30 protein-coding genes and 3 tRNA genes are annotated in these 25,505 nt (G+C 52.9%); 12 read left to right on the forward strand and 21 right to left on the reverse strand.

All coding sequences use genetic code 11. The annotated features are described in order from the left end of the window. Nucleotides 1–784: 784 nt before the first annotated feature. Nucleotides 785–1,168 (forward strand): hypothetical protein, encoded by a 384-nt coding sequence (locus E8D52_06830; GenBank protein ID TKB68704.1) that lies wholly within the window; start codon nucleotides 785–787, stop codon nucleotides 1,166–1,168. 633 nt (nucleotides 1,169–1,801) lie between these two features. Here E8D52_06830 and E8D52_06835 read toward each other — a convergent pair. From E8D52_06835 to E8D52_06845, 3 genes are all read right to left on the reverse strand, one after another. Beyond that, on the reverse strand, nucleotides 1,802–2,122 hold the full coding sequence (locus E8D52_06835; GenBank protein TKB68705.1) for an RNA-binding protein: 321 nt from the start codon (nucleotides 2,120–2,122) through the stop codon (nucleotides 1,802–1,804). 484 nt (nucleotides 2,123–2,606) lie between these two features. Next, nucleotides 2,607–3,674 carry a hypothetical protein gene (locus E8D52_06840; protein ID TKB68706.1) on the reverse strand — a complete coding sequence of 356 codons (1,068 nt, stop codon included), beginning with the start codon at nucleotides 3,672–3,674 and terminating at the stop codon, nucleotides 2,607–2,609. A gap of 35 nt (nucleotides 3,675–3,709) precedes the next feature. Next, nucleotides 3,710–4,132, reverse strand: coding sequence for a hypothetical protein (locus E8D52_06845; GenBank protein TKB68707.1), 423 nt, complete (start codon nucleotides 4,130–4,132; stop codon nucleotides 3,710–3,712). Nucleotides 4,133–4,255: 123 nt separating this feature from the next. Here E8D52_06845 and E8D52_06850 point away from each other — a divergent pair, with 123 nt between their 5' ends. Continuing rightward, entirely contained in the window at nucleotides 4,256–4,963 is a 708-nt protein-coding gene (locus E8D52_06850; protein TKB68708.1) for a hypothetical protein, read from the forward strand. Between the two features lie 395 nt (nucleotides 4,964–5,358). On the opposite strand, the gene E8D52_06855 is transcribed toward E8D52_06850, so the two are convergent. From E8D52_06855 to E8D52_06865, 3 genes are all read right to left on the reverse strand, one after another. Then, nucleotides 5,359–5,436: transfer RNA gene (locus tag E8D52_06855), tRNA-Glu, on the reverse strand. Nucleotides 5,437–5,584: 148 nt separating this feature from the next. Then, complete coding sequence (gene rfbC, locus E8D52_06860; protein TKB68709.1) at nucleotides 5,585–6,145, reverse strand: dTDP-4-dehydrorhamnose 3,5-epimerase; 561 nt, start codon at nucleotides 6,143–6,145, stop codon at nucleotides 5,585–5,587. Between the two features lie 13 nt (nucleotides 6,146–6,158). Further along, entirely contained in the window at nucleotides 6,159–6,590 is a 432-nt protein-coding gene (locus tag E8D52_06865; protein ID TKB68710.1) for a hypothetical protein, read from the reverse strand. 84 nt (nucleotides 6,591–6,674) lie between these two features. On the opposite strand from E8D52_06865, the gene E8D52_06870 reads away from it, so the two are divergent. After that, nucleotides 6,675–6,950, forward strand: coding sequence for a hypothetical protein (locus E8D52_06870; protein TKB68711.1), 276 nt, complete (start codon nucleotides 6,675–6,677; stop codon nucleotides 6,948–6,950). A gap of 331 nt (nucleotides 6,951–7,281) precedes the next feature. Here the strand turns inward: E8D52_06870 and E8D52_06875 are convergent, their stop codons facing one another. Continuing rightward, a complete protein-coding gene (locus tag E8D52_06875; protein ID TKB68712.1) occupies nucleotides 7,282–7,569 on the reverse strand; it encodes an HU family DNA-binding protein in 288 nt (95 codons plus the stop codon). Between the two features lie 292 nt (nucleotides 7,570–7,861). Here E8D52_06875 and E8D52_06880 point away from each other — a divergent pair, with 292 nt between their 5' ends. The 4 genes from E8D52_06880 (at nucleotide 7,862) to E8D52_06895 (ending at nucleotide 9,305) form a co-directional block, all read left to right on the forward strand. Continuing rightward, the gene (locus E8D52_06880) at nucleotides 7,862–8,422 is read left to right on the forward strand and encodes a hypothetical protein (protein TKB68713.1); all 561 of its coding nucleotides are present in this window, start codon (nucleotides 7,862–7,864) and stop codon (nucleotides 8,420–8,422) included. 17 nt (nucleotides 8,423–8,439) lie between these two features. Further along, nucleotides 8,440–9,045 carry a hypothetical protein gene (locus tag E8D52_06885; GenBank protein TKB68714.1) on the forward strand — a complete coding sequence of 202 codons (606 nt, stop codon included), beginning with the start codon at nucleotides 8,440–8,442 and terminating at the stop codon, nucleotides 9,043–9,045. A 65-nt stretch (nucleotides 9,046–9,110) separates the two neighbouring features. Continuing rightward, nucleotides 9,111–9,187, forward strand: a tRNA-Arg gene (locus tag E8D52_06890). A gap of 42 nt (nucleotides 9,188–9,229) precedes the next feature. Beyond that, nucleotides 9,230–9,305 (forward strand) — tRNA-Lys (locus E8D52_06895). Nucleotides 9,306–9,475: 170 nt separating this feature from the next. Here E8D52_06895 and E8D52_06900 read toward each other — a convergent pair. After that, complete coding sequence (locus E8D52_06900; GenBank protein ID TKB68715.1) at nucleotides 9,476–10,858, reverse strand: cytochrome P450; 1,383 nt, start codon at nucleotides 10,856–10,858, stop codon at nucleotides 9,476–9,478. Nucleotides 10,859–11,233: 375 nt separating this feature from the next. On the opposite strand from E8D52_06900, the gene E8D52_06905 reads away from it, so the two are divergent. Both E8D52_06905 and E8D52_06910 read left to right on the forward strand, forming a co-directional pair. After that, nucleotides 11,234–11,662 carry a hypothetical protein gene (locus tag E8D52_06905; protein TKB68716.1) on the forward strand — a complete coding sequence of 143 codons (429 nt, stop codon included), beginning with the start codon at nucleotides 11,234–11,236 and terminating at the stop codon, nucleotides 11,660–11,662. A 444-nt stretch (nucleotides 11,663–12,106) separates the two neighbouring features. Beyond that, nucleotides 12,107–13,447, forward strand: coding sequence for a YihY/virulence factor BrkB family protein (locus E8D52_06910; GenBank protein ID TKB68717.1), 1,341 nt, complete (start codon nucleotides 12,107–12,109; stop codon nucleotides 13,445–13,447). 26 nt (nucleotides 13,448–13,473) lie between these two features. Here E8D52_06910 and E8D52_06915 read toward each other — a convergent pair whose 3' ends face one another. The 3 genes from E8D52_06915 to E8D52_06925 form a co-directional block, all read right to left on the reverse strand. Continuing rightward, nucleotides 13,474–13,953, reverse strand: a complete 480-nt coding sequence (locus E8D52_06915; protein ID TKB68718.1) for a cytochrome c — start codon at nucleotides 13,951–13,953, stop codon at nucleotides 13,474–13,476. A gap of 100 nt (nucleotides 13,954–14,053) precedes the next feature. Beyond that, nucleotides 14,054–14,542, reverse strand: coding sequence for a DUF1264 domain-containing protein (locus E8D52_06920; protein ID TKB69430.1), 489 nt, complete (start codon nucleotides 14,540–14,542; stop codon nucleotides 14,054–14,056). Nucleotides 14,543–14,733: 191 nt separating this feature from the next. Further along, on the reverse strand, nucleotides 14,734–15,498 hold the full coding sequence (locus E8D52_06925; GenBank protein ID TKB68719.1) for a hypothetical protein: 765 nt from the start codon (nucleotides 15,496–15,498) through the stop codon (nucleotides 14,734–14,736). Nucleotides 15,499–15,620: 122 nt separating this feature from the next. On the opposite strand from E8D52_06925, the gene E8D52_06930 reads away from it, so the two are divergent. Continuing rightward, nucleotides 15,621–15,965, forward strand: coding sequence for an ImmA/IrrE family metallo-endopeptidase (locus tag E8D52_06930; GenBank protein ID TKB68720.1), 345 nt, complete (start codon nucleotides 15,621–15,623; stop codon nucleotides 15,963–15,965). A 13-nt stretch (nucleotides 15,966–15,978) separates the two neighbouring features. On the opposite strand, the gene E8D52_06935 is transcribed toward E8D52_06930, so the two are convergent. Both E8D52_06935 and E8D52_06940 read right to left on the reverse strand, forming a co-directional pair. Beyond that, a complete protein-coding gene (locus tag E8D52_06935) occupies nucleotides 15,979–16,449 on the reverse strand; it encodes an EVE domain-containing protein (protein ID TKB68721.1) in 471 nt (156 codons plus the stop codon). 28 nt (nucleotides 16,450–16,477) lie between these two features. Then, complete coding sequence (locus tag E8D52_06940; GenBank protein TKB69431.1) at nucleotides 16,478–16,852, reverse strand: hypothetical protein; 375 nt, start codon at nucleotides 16,850–16,852, stop codon at nucleotides 16,478–16,480. A 497-nt stretch (nucleotides 16,853–17,349) separates the two neighbouring features. Between E8D52_06940 and E8D52_06945 the strand changes: the two genes are divergently transcribed. Continuing rightward, nucleotides 17,350–18,150 carry a YkgJ family cysteine cluster protein gene (locus E8D52_06945; protein ID TKB69432.1) on the forward strand — a complete coding sequence of 267 codons (801 nt, stop codon included), beginning with the start codon at nucleotides 17,350–17,352 and terminating at the stop codon, nucleotides 18,148–18,150. 46 nt (nucleotides 18,151–18,196) lie between these two features. Next, the gene (gene thrH / locus E8D52_06950; GenBank protein TKB68722.1) at nucleotides 18,197–18,814 is read left to right on the forward strand and encodes a bifunctional phosphoserine phosphatase/homoserine phosphotransferase ThrH; all 618 of its coding nucleotides are present in this window, start codon (nucleotides 18,197–18,199) and stop codon (nucleotides 18,812–18,814) included. 73 nt (nucleotides 18,815–18,887) lie between these two features. Here thrH and E8D52_06955 read toward each other — a convergent pair whose 3' ends face one another. The 8 genes from E8D52_06955 to E8D52_06990 form a co-directional block, all read right to left on the reverse strand. Further along, a complete protein-coding gene (locus tag E8D52_06955) occupies nucleotides 18,888–20,600 on the reverse strand; it encodes a hypothetical protein (GenBank protein TKB68723.1) in 1,713 nt (570 codons plus the stop codon). 125 nt (nucleotides 20,601–20,725) lie between these two features. Then, complete coding sequence (locus E8D52_06960) at nucleotides 20,726–21,025, reverse strand: twin-arginine translocase TatA/TatE family subunit (GenBank protein ID TKB68724.1); 300 nt, start codon at nucleotides 21,023–21,025, stop codon at nucleotides 20,726–20,728. 69 nt (nucleotides 21,026–21,094) lie between these two features. Then, complete coding sequence (tatA, locus tag E8D52_06965) at nucleotides 21,095–21,379, reverse strand: twin-arginine translocase TatA/TatE family subunit (GenBank protein ID TKB68725.1); 285 nt, start codon at nucleotides 21,377–21,379, stop codon at nucleotides 21,095–21,097. A 143-nt stretch (nucleotides 21,380–21,522) separates the two neighbouring features. Continuing rightward, the gene (mnmA, locus tag E8D52_06970; protein TKB68726.1) at nucleotides 21,523–22,605 is read right to left on the reverse strand and encodes a tRNA 2-thiouridine(34) synthase MnmA; all 1,083 of its coding nucleotides are present in this window, start codon (nucleotides 22,603–22,605) and stop codon (nucleotides 21,523–21,525) included. 36 nt (nucleotides 22,606–22,641) lie between these two features. Further along, on the reverse strand, nucleotides 22,642–23,088 hold the full coding sequence (locus tag E8D52_06975) for a polymer-forming cytoskeletal protein (GenBank protein ID TKB68727.1): 447 nt from the start codon (nucleotides 23,086–23,088) through the stop codon (nucleotides 22,642–22,644). A 129-nt stretch (nucleotides 23,089–23,217) separates the two neighbouring features. Next, nucleotides 23,218–23,712 (reverse strand): polymer-forming cytoskeletal protein, encoded by a 495-nt coding sequence (locus E8D52_06980; GenBank protein TKB68728.1) that lies wholly within the window; start codon nucleotides 23,710–23,712, stop codon nucleotides 23,218–23,220. Between the two features lie 171 nt (nucleotides 23,713–23,883). Next, nucleotides 23,884–24,732, reverse strand: a complete 849-nt coding sequence (locus tag E8D52_06985; protein ID TKB68729.1) for a ParB/RepB/Spo0J family partition protein — start codon at nucleotides 24,730–24,732, stop codon at nucleotides 23,884–23,886. Beyond that, entirely contained in the window at nucleotides 24,710–25,486 is a 777-nt protein-coding gene (locus tag E8D52_06990) for a ParA family protein (GenBank protein ID TKB68730.1), read from the reverse strand. The genes E8D52_06985 and E8D52_06990 overlap by 23 nt, the downstream gene beginning before the upstream one ends. Nucleotides 25,487–25,505: the final 19 nt, after the last annotated feature.

The following is a 25,505-nucleotide window of genomic DNA, read 5'->3' on the forward strand; positions in this document are numbered from 1 at the left end:
TCCGAAAAAGACGAGACCTGATAAAACGAAGGTAGTTTTTGAATAGATCGTCATGTCGCGTGCCTCCTCACTTGGTCTAACCATCAAACTTATTGTGGACAATAGCATTTCGTCATATGTTTGTCCATTATATACTTGACTAACATTGGACGCTATGGTAAAGTTGTCACGATTTTGATATCCGTCTCGTGAAAAAGAGAGCCCCATGTCGCCAAGTAATCTCCAGGCCGCGCGTCGTACCATCGGAGCTACTTGCGTTGCTCATGATCCTCTTGCATGGGGTCGGCCTGCGCATGGCAAGGTAGCAATAGGGGCAGTGGTGGGTCTTTGGCTTTTCATGAAGAGTTCGTCAATGCGGAGGTTCGTCTAACAAGGAGGTCACATTATGGCCAGTGAGAGAGCGTATGATATCTCGCAGTGGTACGACACGAAGGCGGCGAAGCTCGGCTGGTTGGGGATGTTGGCAATCGCAGTAGCGGCGTGAGGATGCGGCCCGGAATTCCAATCAGGGAGTTCCGGGCCATGTTTTTTCTGCCTTACGGTGGTACTTCCGTATAACCTACTAATCTGTAGGGTCCCCTTGCAGCGGAATTTCTTCCCGCCTAAAATATTAACGTACGATTCAACGTGTCCGTTGTTTGATAGTGATTTGTAAAAACATGGCATTCCAAATAGTTGTTCATGTGAGTCTCCGGTCGGTGGAGGCTGCGCTGGGATAGAGTTTGGCTCTTGTTCTGTTGTTAGGCGCGCTACTGGGAGTGCTTACTTAGAAAGGAGGAATTCTATGTCTGTTGAACGGACCTGTCCAACTTGCATGACAGATAAGGCGCAACGCATACGGGATATTCTGGAACAATCGCCGTCTGCAAAAGCGTTGACTGGTCTTCCAAAGTCGTATCTCCCGCCAAAGGTCCCCTGGGCCTATCTTCAGGGATTTCTGCTTGGGGTCCCCGTGTATGTTGGCCTCCTACTGACCATCGGGTCCCCTCAAGCGTCAGAAGCAGAGATGTCGGTCGCAGAGATCGCCTCGTCAGCAGGATTATTGGGGGTATGGGTTGGATATGGAAGGTTGAAAACTAAGACCTATGCTGAGAAGCTGGCTGAATGGAAGGATACCATTGCGTCGAAGTTTCTATGCCGGAAATGCAGTCATGCGTTTGAAGGATAGGCTGCTCACAGGAGGAGTAGTTGGTATCTGGTTTACTTGTGATGGAGTCAGTCTCGTATCTGCTGGTGAGACGAGATGGGTACCAATTGAGGATGCGTATCAAATACCCAGTCTATATACGGTGTATGTTGATCCTGACTTCATACGTCTGGGTGGATGCGTTATTGTGTTAAGGCAATTGACGGACTATCTGTGGATGCAAGGGAATGCGTGGTTTGGAGGATTCGGACCGGGATCGCATCGGTTGTTCTCGACCGTGACCGGCAAGGAACTCGATTGTGCTAACAAACGTGCGCGACTGCTTGCCTTCACTGAGTTTTCACACCACATGGGAACTGGTGGACTGGCAGAAGGCTCTGTGGAAGATCGCCTGCAGTCAGCGCTAGACGAGCCCCAGATCCTACGTTCCAGTTAGATACGTTCAGCAGGCCCGTGAGGAACAAGCAAGACGGTAACTGGTGATTATTCGGATGGTGTTGGTGTTCCCAATCGGAATGTGAACCTTTCAATGTCGTCTCTGGGGCACATCGTGATCCCATTTTCTGGAGAATTTCCGGCCCGCGCCGCGTAATGCCCTTGTAGACCAGCGGTCTGGGCCGGAGATCCTTTGGCGTCTGGATCAGTGCGAGCCGTTTACCAGCGATCGCGCTTTCCACCACGGTCACCGCCACCACCACCGAATCCACCACCGCCGCCAGAACGCGGCTCCTGTGGTTTCGCTTCATTGACCGTTAAGGTGCGGCCACCCATCTCTGTGCCATTCAGCGCTGTGATCGCGGCTTTCGCCTCAGCATCCGAGGACATCTCCACGAAGCCAAAGCCACGCGACTGTCCCGTGAATTTATCCGAGATGATCTTTGCCGAGGCCACCGTGCCATGGGCCCCGAACGTTTCGGTCAATTGCTGCTCGGTCGCCGAATACGGCAACCCACCGACGTAAAGCTTTGAACCCATCTTGGGGTCCTCCTGTGATGATGACATTGTCCATGACGCGAGAGGGTTTCGTAAAAAGGAAGACGCGACCCAAGGATGGTACGGCGTAATGGGGCTGAGGCTAAACTTCCAATCACGGTCTCGGTAGGAACAACATCGGTAATAGGCCGTCTTACGCGCGTTTCATGCGAGGCCTGACGCGATGAAACAGTCTGAGTCTATCAAGATACAACAACAATAGAAAGTGTTCCTTACGCCTCAGGCTTTCAGTCATTTATTTCTGCACACTAGATCCTGTAGCTGGATCATGGATAGGGGTATGTCTGATCCTGAGGAGCTTTCCAGATGTCTGGCCTACAAAGAATGTGGTGTCTCGAATCGGAATGTGAACCTTTCAATGTCGCCGCTGGCCCGCTTCGTGATCTGGTTTGCGGGGGAAATCAATATGGCAGCCTGAGAAATGTATCTTCCGAGCCTAATAGATGAACTTATTATAAACTCATTCTTATCGTTTCAGACAGAGCCAATTATCCGCCCATATGGTAGCACCAGGAGCTCCCGGTTCAATAATACCCACACATTCTCCCGCGGGACGTTGCGGAGGTGGACCCGCATAATGATAGTCGATACCCGAGATGCCTCTCTGTGCCGCCGCAGTCACAGCGCCATCTAACCTTCCAATTTGCTCTTTCGCGTATGCACTGTCTTTAGCCCTCTCTGCACTTACTTGGTTAAGTTGATCTGAAAGAGCCTTAATATCGTCCACTGCCTTTTTAAGCTTGGCTTCAATTTTCTCCGCTCGTTTTCCCGGCATACTTGGTGTACAGGCTTCCGGGATCGTGAGTGATTCATTAGGCCCCTCAGTGGCTATTGCTATTAGAGTTTCAGGATAGCAGCGATGCTCTTCACCGTCTCGCACTTGTTTACTTTGGGTTTTATGTTGGCATATTACGGAGAACGATCCTCCATTTGGAATGGAGGTACTCATATCCTTGGAAGTCTTAACAGCTTTTAAACCGCCGGGTTCATCTTGGACACTGCAATTAAATGCGCTTAACGTGGTTGGGCCGACATATTTTACCTTGACTGAACCGGGAGTATTATTATTCCAGCTAAGTCCCAAGATAAATTCACTACCATCGCGTTTAATTCTCGCTGATTCAGACAGCCCCCTTTTATGCAAGTCAAGGCAGGTATTGATCACAGCCAGAGAAGCAGACGATGCGGTTCGAGCCTGCTTACTTTGAATCTTCTTCATCCAGTACTCGCCATACTTACCTTCACATTGCTTGGTCTGTTCCTCATGTATTTGTTGTTCGGTACCCGCAATGCCGCCAGAAAATACCTTATATGATGCTTCAATTGCTAAAGATTTACCGCTCCCGTCTTTCTTGTATTGTTCTGAGCAAAAATCTGCCTTAGTGATCTGTCTTTGTTCTTCTTCGCTGTATGATTGGGTATCGTTGTAAACGATTGCTCGGGCCAACTCGATACAATCTTGTGCAGCAGAAGCCGTAAATGTTGGCAAGAGCATTACGGTAAAAATGGCCGTTTGCATTTTGAATCTCGACATGCACTCCCTCCTATTAGATTATTCGAACTTGTGGTCTAATCTTCTTCACACCCTCTTGCTTCATATAGTTTCTCAAAAAACTCAGTATTCTCCGTTCCTCCTGCGAGCAATTCTTGAATCTTGGCGCAGTGAACTTGTTTCTTGAGTCCAACAAGTTTCTTATTAGCTGCTCTCCAACCCTTGATCGTAGCCATATTCCACTTTTGAACGATTCCTATTGGTCCAGGCACCACTCCAATCAACTTGTTCAACCAATCCAGTAATTCCCCTTGTTTGGTGAGTGATTTGACCATCTCATCGGTCGTGCTGAGCCACTTAACAAACTTTACTTCTTCCGCTGATAGAGTAATTTCTGCTCCGTTTGTTTTTGTCTCTGCATCTCCACGGCTAGGCATCAGTGTGAGCACTAAGGAGCAAACCAAAGTTAAAGTGAAAACAGGTAGTTGTAAGTACCCCATAGAATTCCTTACCATGAAGAGCCGAAAGCCCTAATGAAAAGTTCGGAACAATAACATAAATTGATCAGAACTGGTAGGTGGTATGGCACTTGAGTAATAGTCTGTATCCGTAGAAGGCTCCCCATGGACGAACTCAAATCGAATAAAGCGGACTATGCCGTCTTGATTGCCAAAGGAGCAGTTGGTGCAATTCCCTATCTTGGCGGTATGGCCGCAGAAATCATCGGGACGCTAATACCTAACCAACGGATAGATCGCATCGTACGATTTCTTGAAAAGCTAGATGTGCGGCTTGGCGATCTTGAATCCGAGCGAGTTAGGGATAAATTGCGTCAGCCTGACGTGATAGACCTCATCGAGGATTCTTTCCATCAGGCTTCGCGTGCCATGAGCGATGAACGCTTGGTTTACTTAGCAGCTCTGCTCGCAGGAGGTATCACGGACGACGCGGTTTCCTACGAGGAAACCCAGCGGTTACTTGGAATTCTAGGGGAGATCAATGATGTGGAAGTAATCATCCTTGCCTCACATCACACGAGCCGACATCCTCAAAGAGACCCGGCTTTCTGGCAGCGACATGAGGCAGCCCTTGCACCTCGTGCTCCTCATTCGGGGTCTTCAGAAAAAGAGATGGACGAGGCGGCTATCCATAACAGCTATAAACAGCACCTTGTTCAACTTCAATTGTTAACGCCTTCATTCCCTTCTGTTCGCCGTGGGGAGGTTCCTGAGTTTGATCGAGCAACTGGGATGATGAAAGCATCCAGCTATGGCTTAACTTGGTTAGGAAGACTGTTACTCAGAAGAATTGCGATGGCTCCCGCTGATTAAGATTTCCCGGCGAAGACCTACCACAAGCCACTCGGCAAGAGGCCTCATATGTACATCCCGGCTGGCCCCAGCCTACGATGGTCCCTACGTCGCGCATTTGACGTGGAGACCCGAGCGCGGGGCCGATCCCCTCGCGTGATGCCGCTGGTTCCTCTCCGGCGGCGGGTCTTTCTTATTTCTCCAAGATCACCTGCGGGGGCAGGCGGATGGAGAAGCGAATAGGAGCCCTCGGTCGGGCAGGTCCACCCAGCCCAGACACGGCAAATCCTGCGAAAACTGTTGCCGAACCGGGTTGGGGTCTGGCGCGAGATCAGAGACGGGGAGAAGGTCTATCGATTCGAAGGGGAAGCAAAAGTGAATAGATTTTTCAACGGCTTAGCGTGCCTTGAAAGGTTTGGTGTCCCCAACGGGATTTGAACCCGTGTTACTGCCTTGAAAGGGCAATGTCCTAGGCCAGGCTAGACGATGGGGACGTGCCACTATAGATACGCGAACAGAGGCACTCATACCACACTCCTAACAGCCCTGTCACTAGGACTGCTCTGTAGATCCCGTGGAGGGAAGAGTCGCAAACGCTCATGACGATGTGTGAAGATCGAATGTGTGGTGAGTGGATATCTGCTAGCGAATAGGCGTATAGACCGGTAACTCTGGATCCATTTCTTTGATGGTGCGGTAGGCTTGGTCTTTCGGTGAGAGGATTGGGTCACTGATCGGCCAGCGAATTCCCAACGCCGGATCGTTCCACAAAATACCTCGCTCATCCCTCGGCGAATAATAAGCAGTGCACTTATAGAGAAACGTGGCCATCTCGCTCGTGACACAAAAGCCATGAGCGCATCCCGGGGGAATGTACAGCTGATGAAGGTTCTTACCAGACAGCTCGATGCCATACCATTTTCCGAACGTCGGCGATCCCGTTCGAATATCGACGACGACGTCGTAGATAGTCCCCTCAAGGGCCATGACGAGTTTCCCTTGACTATGCGGTTCCTGAAAATGCAGACCGCGTACCGTGTTTTGAATCGATCGTGAGCAGTTATCTTGCACGAAGTGCTCCGTAATACCTGCCTCAGCGTAGCGCTGCTGATGATAGGTTTCCATGAAGTAGCCTCGATGATCGGAAATGATGGACGGTTCGAGCAAGAGTACGCCAGGAATGTCAATTGGTGTCACACGCACGGCATCCCCTAGTTCATGGTGTCGGATTGGATCTGTGAGGTGGATGACTAGGAGGATCGACGACTGTAGGATGGTCGGGATACAATTGTCCCAATCGATCGATCAATGGAGTGGCTTCAGGTGTGCTGGTCATGCGAGTCTCGCTCACCGGATGGTCCCACACCAAGGTCGTAATATTTGCCTCGTGGAAGAGGGATCGGATCGTCGCAGTGCAGGCGTCGAGCGTAAGTTCTGTTCCTCCTCGGAGGTCCAGCACGCGTTCATGAGAGGTGGTCGGTGGTGGTTCGGTGTGAATAAGGGCCCAGCAGCGATCAAAGATCGTTTGCCGAAGTTCTTCCGAGACATTGATCGTCGCCAGATCTGCCGTGCAGAGTGCCGACACGAACAAGACGAACTGGAGATCGGGCATGCCAGGATTTTGAACATCGAGAGAATGCATACTCATCTATTATCAGGAGAGATGGTGGGCGAGTCAACTCTCGTCTAGTGGAGAGAGTAAGAGCATGTGTATGGATGAGGAAAAACAGATATGGTGACGATCGTACTGACTGGACAATTACAAACTGTGGATGGGGAGTGTGATCTGGCATGCGACATCGATCGATCGATATCCGTTCGCCAACTGATCCAACGACAAGGAGTGCAACTTCGTCCTCTGCTGCAGCTCCTACGGGAAAAGAAAGTCCTCGTGACTATCAATAAGAAGATCGCCAGTGAGGATTCGCTTGTTCAGGATGGGGATGCGATTCGTCTAATCGGACACGATGGGATGGGAGGCAGTGGACTCGGTCCGTCACACCACTAGCAGAATGCTGAATAAGTCCTCTAGCGGTGTTCTCGCATTACTCAGAGGCTCACCGTACCGAAGCATACGCCTCGTCTCTTCGCTCGCTGCGGTCTTGCTGGACGGCATTTTTGAGCACTCTGAGATGGAGCATGCCACAGTATTTTCTGTCACCGTGCAACGGTGCGCGAAGCAGAATCCGATTTGTTCAGTAGACTGCTCGGCTGTCGGCAAGAAAAGCCGAGGGTCGAGACCGGTTCGGTCTCGACCCTCGTGTGTTCCTGGGAGGCAGGGGATGGACCCCAACTCAGTAGATCTGAGTGCTGTAGCAAAGCCGGGACAGGAATTCTCTTTATTTCTTGCCGAGAATTGCGTCCTTGGCGGCCTTGGCCACACGGAACTTGACTACGCGCTTTGCCGGAATCTTAATTTCCGCACCGGTCTGAGGATTGCGACCGATGCGCGCCTTGCGGTTCGCCAGCTTGAGCTTGCCGATACCGGGTACCGTGAAGACATTCTTGGCTTCGCGATAGGCCAGTGCTGCAAAATCATCAAGAATCTGCACAGCCCCTTTTTTTGTGATGCCAGCTTTCCCGGCGATGTAATCTGCAATCTGCGATTTCGTCATTGATTTTGCCATTCGTGAACCTCCTTGAGGGTAAGGGATAAATTATGTTGATGTCTCGCCTGACGCGCCTTCTGAAAACACATCCTGGCTCGTTTTGAGTCGCCGATGTGCGTGCTCGTGATCACATCATCAAAACCCGCGAGAGTGTAGCCAAGAGTCGGAAGAGTGTCAACGAGAAAAACGCACGTCTGGCGTGGAGAAATGCATACACCACCCCTTGCGGTTGAGGCAAATGGAAGGGTAGAGTAGAGCTGGATGGACTTCGTGGCCCAGCATAAACGGCTCTTGACCATGGTGACGGTGCGTGGGTAAAGACCTGCCTATATTACCCTTAGGTGCAGACAGTCAAGAATCCGAACAGCCGGAAAGCATTCTTTATACACGGGTTTTCTGTCAGAAGGAAAATTCCCCTCCGCTGCGACTCTTGATCGACTTTCTGAAGTCGCGCGGACAAGCTCCCATCGTTCCGGCTGATCTCCAGGAAGGAGCTCTTGAAGATTGGGCCTGGGTGCAAGTGACTTTGGGCTACCATCGTGAGCGGAAACCGATTCACCTCTTTTGCGTCCGTGATCGTGGCAGCTATCGAGATGTCTTCGACCAGGAAAAAAAAGTCTTCCTGGATCTCCTCACCGCGCATTCTGATATCGAAGCGCAACTTGCGATTGAATATGTGACTCGTTGTCGGTTTATCTTAACGACGCGCATAGCAGAGAACGATGTGACCGACGAGGGCTATGATTTCAATGGATGGATCCTTGAGTTCTATCAGGAGCAGTGTAATGGGATCGTTCAAATCGACAAGCAAGGGTTCTATTCGCCCCAAGGCGATCTCATTGTGGACATGTCGACGGCCGTTGAAGGCTAAGCGAAGAGGGCAATCACTTGTGTCCGGCTCCGCTGTTTGAAAAGACTGCTCGGTGGTTTCATCGCGCGAACGCCTCCCTTCTCGGCAATCTCCCCTGTACCCAAGGCTGCGCGCACTGTTGTATCGGCCTGTTTTCCGTGACGATTCTCGACAGACAAGAGCTTCAGCGAGGTCTCCGAACGCTTCCAGATGAGCAGCGGAAGAGGATCGAACGAATTGCAGCGGAGCAAATCACAGTGCTTACCGCTGCGGCGCCATCACTGAACACGAATCGATTCATCGACCAGTGGCCTGAGGATATGAATGAACAATTCATTGAACGGTTCGATGCGTGGCCTTGTCCGGCCTTGGAGCAGGACGGACGATGTGGCCTCTATGAGTTTCGCCCGCTGGTCTGTCGTTCTATGGGTGTGCCTCCAGATGATGGGGACTCTGTTAGTGGTGCCTGTGCCGTTCAAACGGCCGTTCCATTGATTCGGCTCTCAAAAGCCATTCGAGAGGAAGAGAATCATCTCGCTGGGATAGAAGCGGAGGCAATCGAGGCGCTGCGCCTCCATGCAGGTGCCGAGGGAGAAGAGCTGTTCCTGCCCTATGCATTCGTATCCGATACCGAGGCTCGGTGAAGCACAAACACGAGCTAGACAGCATATTTCTCGCTGTGCTAAGGTGACTGTCCTTGGTTGCGGGAGCGCCTGTAGCTCAGCTGGATAGAGCATCAGCCTCCGGAGCTGAGGGCCACAGGTTCAAATCCTGTCAGGCGCACCAAACCGCCTTTGGCAGTCGGCAGCGATAATTCAATACCCGGTGGGGCCGTTAGCTCAGTTGGTAGAGCAGCTGACTCTTAATCAGCGGGCCGTAGGTTCGACCCCTACACGGCCCACCAAACCAAGCTCTCTCATGCCGTGCGCTATTCTGCGATAAATGCGCACGGATAGAACCACCCAGTAATCTTTCTCCTGTTACCACACCTCGCGTGCTTGTACGATCATCTCTGTGTCACTCTCTTCATCACTGTAACGGGAGCCTGTCTCAAGGCTGAAGGTGGAGTTGGTTCTAGGCGACCGATACGACCGGCACCTGCCGTGGTTGAAGCATCATCTTAATGCCAGCTTTAGGCCGCAGGGTTACCATGAGTTGCGGCTCGACGCGCTCTTGAGCTAGGTGCAGATTATAGCGGCGACCGATCAGGGCTAATAGAAGTGGCCCTTCTACTGATGCGAAATGGATTCCCACGCAGGCGCGCGGTCCCGCGCCGAATGGGAGATAGGCATATCGTGCAGTCGGCCGCTCGCCGTCTAGCCATCGCTCTGGCATGAACTGTTCGGGGTTTGGCCAAAACGCCGGGTGTCTGTGCAGATTGTAGGTGCCGATGAGGACCAAGGCACCAGCTGGCAGCGGCAATCCGCCCACAGTTGTACTGGTCGTCGCCTTGCGCTGTACAGCTGGTGCAGGCGGATACAGACGAAGCGATTCATCGAATATGGCCCGAGTATAGGGGAGGTGCTGCAGGTCGTCGGCGCTGGGTATTCTTCCCTGGAGTACCCGGTCCACTTCCTCATGAAACCGTGCCTTCGCCTCCGGGTGAGTGGCGAGGAGATACCAAGTCCAGGCAAGCGCGTTCGCGGTGGTCTCGTGGCCCGCCGCAAAGATCGTCAGGGCCTCGTCGCGCAGTTCCTGATCGCTGAGTCCCTCACCGGTCTCTTCATCTCGTGCTTGCAGGAGGAGATCAAGCAGGTCCCCGTGCTGCGCTCTGCTTTGGCGCCGCTCGGCGAGCAATCCATACATCAACCCATCCAGGAACTGCATGACCGCACGAAATTCTCGATTGCGCGGGGTCGGGACCCACAGGGGCAACTGCAGCGGATTGTGAAACGAGTCGAAGGCGTATTTGATGCTTATGCGCAATGCATGACTGATCCGATCGATGTGGTGCGCCATGCTGGTGGTGAACATCGTTTGTGAGATGACCTCGAGGGCCAGCTGCATCATTTCAGCGGCGATGTCGATCGTACGTCCCGCGCGGTTGTCCCACGTGGCAATCCGCTGCTCGCCCACTTGGGCCATCCGATCGGCCATCGCGGCCATGCGAGATCGGTGAAAGATGGGCTGGATGATGCGACGATGGCGTTTCCAGACCTCACCTGAACTGGTGACGAGTCCATTACCCAGGACCAGCGCGAGGCCGGTCGGCCGCTGAGGGTCGTAGACTTTTACGAATCGGTCGGCTTGCTGGACTAGAATGTCTTCAGCGAGATGAGGATGACTGAAGAGATGGATCGTCTTTGGGCCGAGTCGAAAGCGCAGCGCATCGCCGTGCCGGCGCCACCAGGCCGAGAGCATCTCCAGCGGTTGCTTCTTAAACGCACCCAGGTGGCCGAGCAGAGGCACCGCGCCGGGCACATCGACAAGGGTGAAGGGGGGAACCGAGTCCGGCATGAGAGCACGGACCGTATCACACTAGAGCAGGGGCATCAAATGAACAGGGGACGCTTTTGGCCATGTATTGTACGAGCTCGATTGGGTGGAACCATGCAGTTGCTCAAAATCAAATCTCGGTTTGGGCATGAATCGTACGACCCGCAGCTTGTCAGCACTTTAACGAGTAAGGACCAATAGTAGCAGCGTGCAGATTCGCAGCCGCATAAGTGTGAAAGATAGCGAACTAAGAAACCGCGGGTCAATGCTTGGGTCTTGGTCCCCCGATGGCTGAATGATCTCTTCCTCGAACTCTTCCACTACACCTCTGCCTTTCTGATCCCCCGGCTTTTGTAGGATAGCGGTGTCAGCGGTGCAGACCTTACGCTGCACCGTATGACACTTCAGCCACAACCCCTTCCATGGAGAAGCATTGTACGCGGGGTAGTAATTGTCTATATCGTTGCCTTTGTGGCGGGGCTGGTGCTCGCCGCGCTTGGGATCTCGTCTCAAAGTGAACCTGGGTCGTACCCGCTGATTGCCTTGCTTATGGGGGCCATCGCTGTGGCGGTGGCACTCCGAATGACAGACTCCACGCGACCTGCCAGTCTAGTCGCACTGGGTGCAGGCATCTGGCTCCTGAGCGTGACAAGCGTACTCGTGGGTGCCCAGTCCCTCACGGACTGGCTTCAGAGTAGTATGTCTATCGCAACCACGATGCTCTTGGGCCGCTTGTTGCTGGGTGTCACCGTGGACGACTCGCCTGCTCAATCGCCTTATGCGACCATCGTCCGGAGCATGACGCAGACACGCCGAAACGTGTAACACGATCCTCACGGGATAGACCCGTCAATTAATCCATAGGGTTAGCGAATGATATACTTACCGTATGCCGCAGAAGCATTCGAAGCACCCCAAGCCCCGGCTCGTTGACAGAGCAAAACTTAAGGGCGCGAGGGGGTCCGACAAAAAGACTACTAAACAACTGCCAGATACCAGCCGTATCCCGTGGTTTCCAGTCATTCCCAAGACTGGCACGGACGCATGACCTGTCTTAGTCTCTTCATTAGGTATCTAAACCCTCTGCTAATGCCTGGATCGTCAGCGGCTCATTAGCTTCTGTTAACAACTGCCTCAATTTACCGTACGGTGTACCTGCCTCTTGGGAAATGCATCCTGTGATGGTATTCTGACGCCTTCAGTATCTGTTCGCCACCGCACCTGTTGTACTGAAAAGATGTGAACCGCCTGCTAGGAGCAGCAGGATCTATGGCAGGCTCCACACGCATGTCTCAATTTTCGAAGCAGGACCTCTGGACCAAGGATCTTGCTACTATGTCATGGCTCCAACGGTTGGGCACTCAAGCGCTCCGGCTGGCCACCGCGGTCGGCATGGAATTCCGCCATCGTCTGCTCGATGCTCGGGCAGCTGGTCTGGTTTACACGACATTGCTGTCGTTAGTGCCGTTTCTCGCTGTGATGTTCTCGGTGTTGAAGGCCTTCGATGTCCACCATGTGATCGAACCCTTCTTGGCCCAAACGCTGGAGCCGCTCGGCCCCAAGAGCCAGGAGATCACGTCCACCATCATTGGGTTTGTCGACAATATGAAAATGGGGGTGCTGGGAGCGTTCGGGATTGCCGGCCTCTTCTATACGACCTATTCGCTGATCGACAAGATCGAGCAAGCGCTCAACGCGATCTGGCAGGTTAAACAGGGACGCACTTGGGAACGAAAGTTTACCGACTATTTGAGCGCGGTCCTTGTGGGACCGGTGCTTGTGGTGAGCACGTTCGGCCTGCTCGCGTCACTACAAAGTCATACGGTGGTTCAGCGTCTCGTGGAAATGGAACCGTTTGGGACGCTGCTGGTGTGGAGCGGCGATGCGGTGCCCTTCGTGATGCTCTGTGCCGTGCTTACCTTTTTTTACAAGACGATCCCTAACACCCATGTCCATGTGCGCTCAGCAGCTGTGGGTGGCGTCTCGGCGGCTGTTCTGTGGATCATCGCCGAGGAAATCTTTGCGAACTTCGTGGCAGCCTCCGCCAGTTACAGCGCGATCTATTCGAGTTTTGCCGTCCTCATGCTGTTCTTATTATGGCTCTACGCCGGATGGATGATCGTGCTGATCGGGGCGCAGTTCTCATTTTTTTGCCAATACCCCACAGCCTATTTGTCCCGCCTGCTGTGGGATCAAGGCACGTACGTCTTTCGTGAACAGCTAGCCCTGAAGGTCTTGCGCGTTCTGGGGCATCACTACCTCAAAGGCGATCGTCCGTTGCGACTGCCGGAGCTATCGAGCGAGCTGAACATGCCCTTGTCTCTGGTGGAGGAAGAGGTTGAGCGGCTCGTCGATAACGGGTTTGTAGGTCGCCTTCAAGAACCGGAAGGGGTGAGTCTCATCAAGGCGCCGGACCTGATCTTCGTGAAAGAGGTTCTGGATTCGGTTCGCAATGGAACCCCGCCGTGGGTGGTGCCCCACCTCGATCCCAGTGATCCGGTGTCTGCCCTGTTGCGCCGTCGTGATAAGGCGGTGGAACGAGCGTTGGTTGGCGAGACCATGCAATCGCTCTTGCAAGACCAACCGCTGTCTTGCTCCACGGAGCCGTGATTGTGTAACAGGCAGTCGTCTATCTGTTACGGCTGTCCATTGGTTTGTGGCGTGTCTCGATTCTTTTCGAACGATCGCACGTAGAGCAAGACGTGCCAGGCTTCTTCTTCCGTCAGAATGAGTGGAATAAAGGGCGCCATCGCCGTGCCTTTGCTGCCGTTCTTCAAGATCCAGAGGAGTTCGCCATCTGTTCTGGCTGCTTGCCACTCTTGGTCGGTGAAATTGCGCGGCAAGGGACCTTTGAGTGTGCCGGGCTCAATATCGCTTCCCAATCCCTTGCCGTCTCTTCCGTGGCAGGTCACACAGAATGCTTTCCCCTCAAAAAGCTGCTTCCCTTTCTCAATGGTCTCTTGAGTCGGTGCCAGGGGATTCTTCCAGGTCTTAGCCTGGTTAATTTGGTCGACTGGAACTCGCGGCTTGAGTATGGCGTCATCGGCGCCCAAGGCTGAGCTGCCGGTTGCCCAGGCTGCTGCGAGCAATACGGTGATCAAGAGAACGTGACCCATTGGGATGTTTTTCTCCCTGTGTAGTACTGGATGATTGTTGGCCAAGCCATGGGGGCCGGCCCGTCCATTTTGGAGCTAGGCCGACCCTCCTTCGGTAGAGCTACTTTTCTGAATAGCCTGGAAACTTATGTCCGAGGGATTGCGGGAAACTCACCGTCCCATCGGGAAATTCTTGTCCGTGCTGCCACAGCTGGTAAACAATGCCGTCTGTCCCTGCTGCTATTTCTACGACTTTGGCCGCTTGGTCAGCAGGCATATCCAGGACTTGAACTCGCCCGGTTGCGACCTCGACCTTATGATCGTGGAAATGCCGGTGCCACTGAATGGCTGGGAGCTTGCGCGTGAGGTCCTTGGCGATGAAATATTCGATGGCAACCAATGGAGCTTTTGGATCAGTGGATTCGAAGAGTAGACATTGAAGGATCTTATCGGAAATCCCCTTACAGTAATGATGGAATGGGCCACCCGGGGTTCCATCCGCCATCATATGTGGCGCTTGAACATGGATGTCGTATCCCATGGCCGGACCGGTTGGTTCTCCGCCGACAGCTTTTTGGGTGGCCACTCCACTGCATCCTACGGCAGCCATCGCAAGTATGGCTAACAGTCCTTTTTTCATCACACACGCCTCCTAGGTTTGAGAAGTCTTTGCCTAGCCTATCCAGGCAGAGAATGAATTCCCCATTTTAGATAGTTATGAGAGGCAGTCGACTGAAAAAGGATTCGGATATTAGTTAGGACACTGTCACACCAAGGCACGTGCATGCGCGTGCGTATGAACTATGAAGGGAGCGTTGGTGAGGAAGGACTGTCGGGCCTGGTCGGGGTAATAAGCTGGTGAGCCTGAGGGGCGATCTTGCCCTCGGCGTCCATCATTTCAAACATCAAACAGCATTTAAGCCTTCCACACACCCCCAGCAACCGAGGGTCGTCAATCGCCAGGTTGAGCTTTTTCGCCTGCTTGGCCGAGATCGGCTTCATATCGGTCAGAAAGCTGGCACAACAAAGGACCAAGCCACAGGTATCGATGCCACCGAGCCGTCTGGCCTCCTCGCGTACCCCGACTTGGCGCATTTCGATACGCCCGCCGAAACGACGGGCCAGGTCTCGGACCAGTTCTCGGAAATCGATTCGGTCCTCTGCTGTGTAGACAAAGGTCAGCTGCCGACGGTGCATGGCTCCGTAGACTTCGACGAGTTTGAGAGAGATATTGAGTTCGGCGGCTTTTGTTCGGCAATAGGAGGCGGCCTCCTGCGAGAGCTGCTCAAGCCGACGGATCAACGCCGTTTCTTCAGCATCTGGCTTTCGCAAAATGGATTTCATCGCACGCATAGGAGGAAGAAAGGGAGTTGAGTACGGTTCAGTGTAGACAATCCCGTACGTGGCTTCTCCATCCACTTCGAGTAAAACAGGATCTCCGTTGCGCAATGGTACGCTGACGGCGCCTAGCTTCTTGACCTCTCCACGGTTCCTGATCTTCACTCCGACCAGGCGGATTGAGGTTGGATAGGTGTGGAGGAGCTCCTCATCACATGCAGGTTCCATGAGGGGATCATACACAAATTTGGTGGAGGAGGGAAACGGTTATGATGACGAAATGGTAAAAGTTGTTTCAGCGTTGATAGCTCGAAGAGAATCGTAAGTTATTGATAAAACGTGAAGATAAAATGGAAGCACTCAGCCTGGTCTATTATGGTAGGCTATTTCACGCTAGAAGGAAGGGTGAGTGTACAATGGGTACGATGCTTCGAGAGCGAAAGAAGATGTTGCGAATACCGAATCAGGTTGTCCTTCCGTTCGGCTACCGGATTACCGTTCGGCAGTTATCGGACGCCGAAATGGACAAGCGCGATGCAAACGCAGACGGAATTTGGGATGATGACTCGAAGACGATCTATGTGAGGAAACGACTTCCCGTGACCCGCCGCCGATACATTCTTGCCCACGAGCTGGGCCACGCCTGGTTGGATTGGCAGCATCGATATATAGACGATGGCAAGGCCAGCACGTAGGGGCTGGAGCACATCAGTCTTCCGCCAACTTCATGATATGCCTCCATTCTAGGGGAGTGACCGGCTGAACTGAGAGGCGAGATCCCTTCTTCAACAACACCATACCGTTCAGCTTGTTCTCTTTTCGTAATTCGTCCAAGGTCAACGCGCGGGAAAATTTCCGAACGTACTTGATATCGACCATGTCCCATCTGGGCTCGGACGGTTTGCTCGCAGGGTCGTAGTGCTTGTCCTTCTTGTCGAATTGCGTTGAATCAGGATACGCGGTTTTGACGACCTCTGCGATGCCGACGACCGCCGGTGGATCAGTGTTGCTGTGGTAGAACAACACGTGATCGCCGACTGCCATGCTGCGCATAAAATTACGAGCTTGATAGTTGCGTACGCCATCCCAATAGGTTGCGTGGTTGGGAGCGCGTATCAAGTCATCGATCGAGAATGTGGTGGGCTCTGACTTCATCAACCAATACCCTTGTGGTCCCATTCATTCCTCTCCTTTTATGAAGCATTCATCAGCTCCTTTCTCGCGAACGGGAGTCGATAAACTTGATCAGGGCCTGATAGGTCAGCTCCCTTATTTGAGCTGTGGTCATGCTTCGGCCATCGAGGTTACCTTCTAGCCAGATGCGAGTAGAGATCGATTCAATGGCTTCGTTACAAACAGTCCACAGGTCATGGAGAAAGCATTCGGGTAAGCCTACTTGGATGCCTTCCGATTCAATTCGATCGTCCAGCAGGGCGAGGAGGTCGGAAATGGCCTGATCGGGACGATACGGAAGGGGAGTAAAGCCAAACTGTTCTTGGGATTGTTGCTCTTGCATTGCCTGATCGACAAGGTCCCGCATGTACTCTTTGAGTAGACCAATGACATGTCCAGAAAACGCGATAGGCTGTCCCATGCGCTATTATCGAGCTTCCTGAAGGAAGGAGCAAGATCGACCAAGCTTATTGATAGGATAATGCCAGGTGGTTATTGATGTGGATCATTGGGTGTGGGGCCAAAAGTGACCGGCAGTGATTGAGCGGGGGTACACCTCGCTGACCCGCTATGAGCGACGACATCTCGTTGGCTATCTCACGTTCGGCAGGGTCGGTGTACCCGCGCACGATAAACTCTACGCCTTTTCTTACAACACGCAAGGCCCGAAGATGGCCTTACGTGGGAGTCCATTTGGGCTAGGGTAAAGGAGCCAGTAGGACCTGCCTGAGCTTGGAGTGGAAAGATGAACAGCGTGATGGGTGCGCCGTCGAGAGGTCAAAGACGACATGAGGATCTGTGCCCTCTTGTTAGAAAGACGGCTCTTGATTCATCGTGCGCCGGCATATTAGTTTCTCTCTGCTCTCAAAAAAACATCCAATTAGCCATTCTGGGCCCGTCGAGATGATGACCCCTCCCACAACCGAGCGCTTCGAGATCGCGCTCAACACCTCTGCCGGTCAGATTTCCACGGCTGTGGAGGTGCCGACTGGATTTGTGCCGGTTACTGCCATTGTTCCGTTGATACGGCGTTTGGGGGAAGAAGCCCAAGCACTCGAAGTGGCGCGTTCCGTTGAGGCGGGTCGACCGCCTTCGTGCCACAAGGGATGTGCGGCTTGCTGTCGAATGTTGGTCCCCCTGTCGGCTCCGGAAGCATTTGCGTTAGATGAGTGGGTCCGCTCGTGTTCGACTGAGCAACAGGGGCGTATTGCAGCACGGTTCGTGGAAGCGAAATCTCGGCTGCTGTCACAGGGTCTCTGGCAACGACTCTCAGAACTCTGTAGTGCTCAGGAACAGCCGAACGACGAGGCACTGGAAGTGATGAATCGCGAGTACTATGCTCTGCGACTGCCTTGCCCCTTCCTTGAAGAAGAGGCATGTACGATCTATGAGGCACGTCCCGCGGCATGCCGGGAGCTGCTGGTGAGCTCGCCTCCCGAGCGCTGTGATGACCTGATCAATAATCGCGTGGACCCAATTTCAGCGCCTATACTGGTCAGCACGGTATTGGGGCTGCTCTGGCAAGAGCTGAGGAAGGCTCCGACAAGGTTGATCCCACTCCCGGTAGCTCTCGATTGGGCGAAGGGTTATGAGCAAGAGAATCACCACACGTGGAAGGGCGTCGAGTTACTCGATCGCGCACTGGACAAGACGTGGCGTTTCTTAAGCCAATCGACGCCTAGAAGCGGCCAAGATTCTGTTGAATAAGTGCCAAGATCAGCGTTATGCAGCGTGAATGAAGAGGAGAGGTTATATGCAGAAGTCTGTCGTGGTGTGTCTAGACTTGGAAGGCGTGCTCGTGCCGGAGATCTGGATTAATGTCGCACGGAAGACCGGCATTGACGATTTAAAGATTACGACTCGCGAGATGCCCGATTACGACAAGCTCATGAGACAGCGGTTGCACATTCTCGATCGGCACGCGTTGAAGATCAGTGACATTCAAGATGTGATTGAAAAGATGGGGCCGTTAGACGGGGCGACTGAGTTCCTCGCATGGCTACGGGAGCGTTGCCAAGTCATTATTCTGTCGGACACCTTCTATCAGTTCGCCCAGCCACTCATGCGACAGCTCGGCTTCCCAACTCTCTTTTGCCATCAGCTGGAGATCGATGGGAGTGGCCGCATTATGAATTACCACATGAGAATGCAGGATCCAAAGAAGCATGCTGTGGATGCGTTGAAATCGCTGAACTTTTATACGATGGCCGCAGGTGACTCGTACAACGACACCACCATGCTCAGGGAAGCCGACGCCGGATTTTTCTTTTGTCCTCCCGAGCATCTACCAAAGGAGTTCCCTCAGTTTCCCGTGACGCAGACCTACGGCGAGCTGCAAGAGTGGTTTGCGAAAGCGGGCCATTTGCAATAGCGGGTGATAGACGGGGATTTAGAGGGTTCGATGGAGATTCTTGGTGGAGTCGGTCACTGCGGCTAGCGGCCGCCTAGAAGTTGATCCAGAGCTGTGCATAGGCCCAATCTTGCCCAACGGCCCGGCCCCCCAAATTCCGCGAAATATAGGGACCAGGGAACAGATGGCCATAGCCGCCTTGAAAGGCCACCATGCCGGCCATGAAGAAGTGTGTCCAGACGACATCGACTTCGTCACCGATATGAGTTTCCGTGTTGTCGGGTTGTGAGAACACGTACACTCCTTGGCTTGCCCGGTACCAATTATCACGAGCGTTCGCAAGGTGGATGTTCGAGTACCAGAGTTCGATATGGTCGTTCGTGGTTGGGCGTGCTTGGAAGTTCCCTGAGAAACTCATCATATTCTTCCACGCGATGACATCCATGTATCCCATGTGAATGTGATTCGTCGGGAAGAAGTTCTCAAACGTGTTGGCGGTCTTACAATCCCCATAGGCCGCGTTGAGGGTACAATTCGCTCGGCCGTCTCCTGAGGCATAGTCGAAATTAAAGGCGATTCGAGGTTTGCCTGGTAGGTTGAAGGCGGTATATCCGATCCAGTTTCTCGTGGCCCATGCATTGATGTGGAGACACTTTCCCTCTCCTCCAGGGTCACCACAGAGGGCGCTAGCGCTCGCAGCGGTGTCCCCCATCTGACCGAACTGATAGACCACTTCGCTGGACGCATCGAAATAGCCCTTTTTCATGGCCACACGTGTTCCGACGGTATGGCGAGTTTGATTGCCGTGCTTCGGGGTGCCCAGCCCCTGGGAAGAAATGTCTCCTCCGCCGAGGTTGCTCTTGTAATAGGCGTAGAATGGTTCTATCAAAAACCCAGGGACTGTCTTGATCTGGTTGTACAAGATAAAGAGGTCCGCATCTCCGGCCGCATTTCTTGCTTGACCTGTCCCCCCGATGTTTGGGTTTCCGCTCCCGAGGGCTGCTCCTTGTACCAGGTCCGTTTCTGCTGTCCGAAACCAGCCAGCATGGGTATCCATGATGCTGTGGCTATACTGCACCATGACCCCGTCAAACGAGAAGCCTGTGTTGGCCCAATCGAAGTGGCCGAACAAGCTTTGGTCCCCGAAGACGAGATACTGCCGGCCTGCCTTCACTCCCAAATTTTGGATGCCGGCAAAATTACGGATCAGCATATAACCGGCTCGTACGCCGAGTGAGCAGACGGGTCTTCCTCCCGGGCTTGGCGTAGACCCGCATGTATGGATAATGGGGTCTCCATTGACCCCCGCGCCTCCGGCGCCGACCGGTGTGCCGTTTCCACCCCAGGTACGAGAATCAATCAGTTCAAGGTAGAAATTGACATCAGGGGACAGGTCGTAGCCGATACCCAGTCGGGTCATCTGTTGGACGAATTGATCATTGGCTTTACCGAGGAGGTTGTTTGGTGCAATGCCGGGCGCATTACATTGTCCAGCCGCTCCGATTCCGCCACCAAAACAGACGTTGTTGCGGTATTCAGGTCGGACCCGAAGATCGGCGCGCATCCAGAGGTTGCGAAGGTCAAAGTTCCTTCCAGTTTTTGGATCAAATGGTTCGTAGGCTTCTTTTTGTGGGATCCCGCGGCCGATCACGATTGGATTGGTGATCTTTTCGCCTGGTGGTAATTCAAAGGCGCTTTGGGCTGGACTACAAAGAGCAATAAGCCCAACCCCTGCTATCGTCGCCGTGAGGAGAACTGTCTGCCATTGTCCCTGTCGTGGTTCACGAGTCGTTTTGGGGGTATTCATACTATACTCTGGAAAAGAATTGAGTTGATTTGCGCAGGTCCTTCAGCAGGAGGGGGGAAATAGAGGAGAAGCTCTCTAGTCCGTGTCCTCTTCGTGAAATCACGCATTGATGATGTGTGGTTATTTTATATCTGACCCAACTTGCTCATGGGTGTGGGGGCCTCCTCCGGAGGTGTCCCTGCAGCTGTAATCTCTTCTTCGGCTTCTTTTATGGAAGATTGAAGGTCTTGTTCGACCATTTTGACTTCTTGCTGAATCATGTTCAGCTCTGGTTCTACGGACTTACGAAGGTCCTCAGCTGTATCTTTAAAGCCCTTAATGGCTTTGCCGACTTGGCGACCGACTTCAGGAAGTTGTTTGGGACCAAATAGGAGAAAGGCGATCACCAGAATAATTAAGATCTCGCTGGCTCCTAATCCAAACATGAATCACGGTACGAGAAAAGGTAATGCCATTGATCTCTTGCTGTTCAGTCGTCCAGCCACTCAGGCCGCTTACCCTTGTTTTACCTGGCTTGGGTGTGTCGATTGGGGCGTAGGCGATGGTGAGGCTTCTGATTGGGCACCGACCTGATTTGACGCTGCTGCCTGCGACTGGCCCTGTTGAGACTGTTCGGCCGGTGTGACGTCAATTGCATCAGCTTCGTGCACAGACTTTTTGAAACCTTTGATGGCTTTTCCGAGGCCTTCTCCCAATTGGGGAAGTTTACCTGCGCCGAAAATGATCAAGACAATGATCAAAATCAGCATTAATTCCATCCATCCAAATGAACCGAACATCCAGAACCTCAAAAGAAAGTGATGAGTATGGATCCTAACTCGCTATGTTCCTGGAATAGAGAGACTTTTACTCTGCACCCTTCGCTGCGAAGGCTATAGGAAAATTGCAGGACAGTCAAGATGAAGTGAGTGATCGTGTGGGGTTAGAACGGTTGAATTATTCCACCTCCAAGGACATGGTCACCTTCATAGAAGACGGCGGATTGACCAGGACTGAGTGCCCGTTGAGGCACCTGGAACTGAATGCGGAGGCTTGAGGAGTTCAATGGAGACAGAATCGCGGGTGTCGGGGGTGTCGCGTAGCGGACTTTGACCTGAACTTCAGCGGATCTCTCCAATAAATGGGACGCAAAGAGGTTGAGGTCGCTCACCGTGCACTCGTGTCTGCGTAGGGATTCTTCTGGGCCGAGCACGACGGTATTGGTCGCTGGCCGTACCTCTTGCACGTAGAGCCGTTGTCCTGTGGCAATACCAAGGCCTCGTCGTTGACCAGGGGTGTAGAACGCAATTCCGTCGTGTTGGCCCAGGGGCTGCCCCGTCTCATTGATAAAGAGACCTGGTCGTTTGGCCTCGGGAAGCTCCTTTTCGATAAACGTACGGTAGTCTCCTTGGGTGACAAAACAGATCTCCTGACTTTCCTTCAGCTCGTCGGCTGGGAGCCCCAAGGCCTCCGCTTCTCTCCACACGTCAGGTTTTCTCAGATTGCCCAAGGGGAAGAGGAGTTTGGGCAGCCAGTGAGGGTTAAGGCGGTAGAGAAAGTAGGTTTGATCCTTGCGATCATCGGCGGCTCGCGCCAGGACCGGAATGCCCTGATGGTTTTGGAGACGAGCGTAATGGCCTGTTGCGACGTAATCGACCTTGCGTGCAGCGGCGAGATCGATGAGGCCCCGAAGCTTTACTCTCTCGTTACAGCGAACACAGGGATTGGGTGTGGTGCCAGTCGTATAGCCGTGAAGAAAATCGTCAATCACTCCTTTCTGAAAGGTGTCACGGGTATCGATCACTTCGTGAGAGATGTTGAGCTGTTTGGCGACGTGCTTGGCGATACCGACCTTGCAACAGCTTCGTTCTTGCCATTTTTTGGACGTTGCGGCGGTTTCGTCCTCGTGTTCCCATACTTGGAGGGTGACGCCGTGCACCTCGTAGCCTTGGTGAACGAGCAATGCAGCTGCGACGGAGCTATCAACTCCACCGCTCATACCGAGAAGGACGGTTGGACGAGTCATTGGAGGAGTATTGTACCGGGAGGAGTGGGTAAAGGGCTAGAGGTCTACCACGCGAGTCTTGCCACGATGGGACGGGAAATCGTGCACGTTCTTGGATGACGGTTGACCGTCATCGACCCATTTATGAGCTCCCATATCACACATGCCATGGAAGTGTGCGCCATCTTCGATCGAAATGCCCGGTGTGCGAATGTCGCCGATGAGCACCCCAGGTTTAAGGATTTGAATTTTAGCCGTGGCTGTGACTGTACCGTTGACCTTGCCGCTGGTCATGAGGGTGCCGGCGGAAAGAATGCCTTTGATCACCGCCTGCTCTCCAATAATAAGAGTCCCGGTGGTGTGGACTTCGCCTTCAACACGACCGTCGATTCGAATGGTTCCATCAAAGTTGAGGATACCCTTGAAATCGACGCCCTTTCCGAGGAAGGTGAAATTGTCGCTGTCGCTGGTTTCCTGAGTACTTTTGTCGCCTAGAGCCCACATCAGTTGTTCTTGCTCCTTGTGACAAATCCGAGGAGGTGCCGTCCTTCAGTGGGATTGGACAGGAGAGAGGGGGGCTTATTCAGTGAGAAGGAGCCTCCCCTCTGTGTGTCGTCTAGTGTATCACATGCTCTAGGTGGAAACCCTCCGGATAGCTGGTTCATTGGATGTCGTGACCGCATGGAGATGTGTGGTGTCACGTTGGGATGTGGAGGTGGCTTCTTCCATCTCCAGGGTGCCATTGAAGAGGACCCCATCTTCCATGGACAGCATGGGTGTGGTGACTCCGCCGTTGATAATCGCGGGTGCTCGCAGCTTCATCTTATCTCTGGCATAAATATCTCCTGTAATTTTCCCCTTACAGACGATCGTGCCGGCCGTTACTTTTGCGGTGATAACGGCTTCTTCTCCAACTAAGAGGATGCCATCGGTATGGATTTCCCCCTCAAGAGTCCCATCAATCCGGACGGTTCCGTTATAGGTGATTGTCCCCTTAAACATGACGCCTTTTCCGACGAATGCGCTGACGTCTTGGCCTGGTTCTTGGCGCATAGGTTCAAGGCTCGATCCATTGCCTTCAATATCAACCTCGTCGGAACGCCTACTGTCTTGTTTATCCTTCCACATACGCTCGCCTCCTCTCACGATTTGGGCTAGGGGAATCCGGCTGAAGGGCGGAATCCTTATCGTTAAGAGATATATCGGTCAGTTCCACCGAGATATTGAGCGGCCATCTGGGTAAAAGCGCAATGAGAAGCGTTTTTTGGGCGCGTCAGGGGTACCAAGGCACGATGAACGTTAGCTGAGCAGGGTCTCCACAACACCATCAAGTTCCTCGGGGGAAAAATAATGAATGACGATCTTCCCTCCTTGATTATGAGGGTGAATGCTCACCTTTGTGCCCAACCGTTTCTGTAACCTGGCTTCGAGGTCCGCCCATGGGGAGCTGTGAGATGTCTTGTGCTGCCGTTTCTTTCCTGTAAGGGAGGATTCCACGAGTTTTTCTGTTTCCCTGACAGACAGAGCTCCAGACGCCACCATTTTGCCAATCCTCAACTGGTCTTCGGGGGATGAAAGGCCGAGGAGGGCTTTCGCGTGACCCGTTGTGAGGGTGCCTTCGTGGACGAGCTCCTGGAGCTCAGGATGAAGATGGATTAGCCGAACAAAGTTCGCCACGGAAGAACGATCACGACCGACTTTCGTGGCAATGGCGTCTTGTGTCAGACCGAATTCATTCATCATACGCGAATAGGCTCGTGCCGTTTCCATAGGATTCAAGTCTTCCCGTTGGAGATTCTCCACCAATGCCAGCAAGAGTGATTCTTGATCACTGCAATTGCGAATAACGACGGGAATGGTCTCTAGGCCAGCTTCTTTCGATGCGCGCCATCGGCGCTCTCCAGAGATTAGTTCATAGATGCCGTCCCCTTTGCGCCTGACCATAATCGGCTGAAGCACTCCGCTCTCCTTGATGGACGCAGCAAGTTCAGCGAGTTCGTCTGGCGGGAAGGTGTGCCGTGGTTGATAGCGATTGGGGACAATCGTCTCGATCCGTATCCTCTGAACATCGGTCGGCTCCGTAGATGGACTCAACGTGGAGGATGGGAGGAGGGCACCAAGGCCTTTACCGAGGGCTTTTTTCTCCATGAGCAATAAACTCCTTAGCTAAATGTACGTAAGACTGCGAGCCGGCTGATGCGACGTTGTACAGAATTCCAGGTCGGCCGTAACTCGGAGCTTCTGCGAGGGACACGTTGCGTGGGATGACCGCGTGATACACCTTGTCAATGAAGTGAGAGCGCACTTGTTCGGCTACCTGTCTGGCTAAGCTATTACGCGAGTCAAACATCGTCAGGACGATGCCCTCTAGATCTAGACGTGAGTTAAATGATTGACGAACAAGATCGATGCTCCGGATGAGTCTGCTCAGACCTTCCATCGCATAATATTCACATTGAACCGGTATGAGAACTGAATCCGCAGCAGTAAGAGCATTAATGGTGAGGATTCCAAGGGCTGGAGGGCAATCTAGAAAAATAAAGTCATAGGTCTCTCTAATCTCACTCATGATGGACTTGAGATGACTTTCACGGCTTTCAAGATTGACAAGCTCAATCTCAGCTCCTGCAAGGTCAGAGTTGGCCGGAAGAATGGAGAGTCCTGGAACTGATGTTGCCATTGAAGATTCTCGAATCGTGCTGATTTTAGCTAGACAACTGTACGTTGTGTTCTTTAACGATCCGTGGTCAATGCCGAGACCACTCGTGGCATTTCCCTGAGGATCCATATCGATGAGCAGAACTGATTTTCCTTCTAGGGCAATGGCAGATGAGAGATTTATCGCCGTAGTAGTCTTACCAACTCCGCCTTTTTGATTCGCAACCGCAACGACCTTTCCCATTTGTGGAGCTCCTACAACA

It is taken from the genome of Nitrospira sp., from assembly GCA_005116745.1.
Lineage (GTDB): Bacteria > Nitrospirota > Nitrospiria > Nitrospirales > Nitrospiraceae > Nitrospira_D.

Bases quoted from the DNA above. Each gene is read 5' to 3' on its own strand.
- E8D52_06830 (TKB68704.1), top strand. From the start codon at position 785: ATGTCTGTTGAACGGACCTGTCCAACTTGCATGACAGATAAGGCGCAA.
- E8D52_06835 (TKB68705.1), bottom strand. From the start codon at position 2,122: ATGGGTTCAAAGCTTTACGTCGGTGGGTTGCCGTATTCGGCGACCGAG.
- E8D52_06840 (TKB68706.1), bottom strand. From the start codon at position 3,674: ATGTCGAGATTCAAAATGCAAACGGCCATTTTTACCGTAATGCTCTTG.
- E8D52_06845 (TKB68707.1), bottom strand. From the start codon at position 4,132: ATGGGGTACTTACAACTACCTGTTTTCACTTTAACTTTGGTTTGCTCC.
- E8D52_06850 (TKB68708.1), top strand. From the start codon at position 4,256: ATGGACGAACTCAAATCGAATAAAGCGGACTATGCCGTCTTGATTGCC.
- E8D52_06865 (TKB68710.1), bottom strand. From the start codon at position 6,590: ATGAGTATGCATTCTCTCGATGTTCAAAATCCTGGCATGCCCGATCTC.
- E8D52_06870 (TKB68711.1), top strand. From the start codon at position 6,675: ATGGTGACGATCGTACTGACTGGACAATTACAAACTGTGGATGGGGAG.
- E8D52_06875 (TKB68712.1), bottom strand. From the start codon at position 7,569: ATGGCAAAATCAATGACGAAATCGCAGATTGCAGATTACATCGCCGGG.
- E8D52_06900 (TKB68715.1), bottom strand. From the start codon at position 10,858: ATGCCGGACTCGGTTCCCCCCTTCACCCTTGTCGATGTGCCCGGCGCG.
- E8D52_06905 (TKB68716.1), top strand. From the start codon at position 11,234: ATGACACTTCAGCCACAACCCCTTCCATGGAGAAGCATTGTACGCGGG.
- E8D52_06910 (TKB68717.1), top strand. From the start codon at position 12,107: ATGGCAGGCTCCACACGCATGTCTCAATTTTCGAAGCAGGACCTCTGG.
- E8D52_06915 (TKB68718.1), bottom strand. From the start codon at position 13,953: ATGGGTCACGTTCTCTTGATCACCGTATTGCTCGCAGCAGCCTGGGCA.
- E8D52_06920 (TKB69430.1), bottom strand. From the start codon at position 14,542: ATGGCTGCCGTAGGATGCAGTGGAGTGGCCACCCAAAAAGCTGTCGGC.
- E8D52_06925 (TKB68719.1), bottom strand. From the start codon at position 15,498: ATGGAACCTGCATGTGATGAGGAGCTCCTCCACACCTATCCAACCTCA.
- E8D52_06930 (TKB68720.1), top strand. From the start codon at position 15,621: ATGGAAGCACTCAGCCTGGTCTATTATGGTAGGCTATTTCACGCTAGA.
- E8D52_06935 (TKB68721.1), bottom strand. From the start codon at position 16,449: ATGGGACCACAAGGGTATTGGTTGATGAAGTCAGAGCCCACCACATTC.
- E8D52_06945 (TKB69432.1), top strand. From the start codon at position 17,350: ATGACCCCTCCCACAACCGAGCGCTTCGAGATCGCGCTCAACACCTCT.
- thrH (TKB68722.1), top strand. From the start codon at position 18,197: ATGCAGAAGTCTGTCGTGGTGTGTCTAGACTTGGAAGGCGTGCTCGTG.
- E8D52_06955 (TKB68723.1), bottom strand. From the start codon at position 20,600: ATGAATACCCCCAAAACGACTCGTGAACCACGACAGGGACAATGGCAG.
- E8D52_06960 (TKB68724.1), bottom strand. From the start codon at position 21,025: ATGTTTGGATTAGGAGCCAGCGAGATCTTAATTATTCTGGTGATCGCC.
- tatA (TKB68725.1), bottom strand. From the start codon at position 21,379: ATGTTCGGTTCATTTGGATGGATGGAATTAATGCTGATTTTGATCATT.
- mnmA (TKB68726.1), bottom strand. From the start codon at position 22,605: ATGACTCGTCCAACCGTCCTTCTCGGTATGAGCGGTGGAGTTGATAGC.
- E8D52_06975 (TKB68727.1), bottom strand. From the start codon at position 23,088: ATGTGGGCTCTAGGCGACAAAAGTACTCAGGAAACCAGCGACAGCGAC.
- E8D52_06980 (TKB68728.1), bottom strand. From the start codon at position 23,712: ATGTGGAAGGATAAACAAGACAGTAGGCGTTCCGACGAGGTTGATATT.
- E8D52_06985 (TKB68729.1), bottom strand. From the start codon at position 24,732: ATGGAGAAAAAAGCCCTCGGTAAAGGCCTTGGTGCCCTCCTCCCATCC.
- E8D52_06990 (TKB68730.1), bottom strand. From the start codon at position 25,486: ATGGGAAAGGTCGTTGCGGTTGCGAATCAAAAAGGCGGAGTTGGTAAG.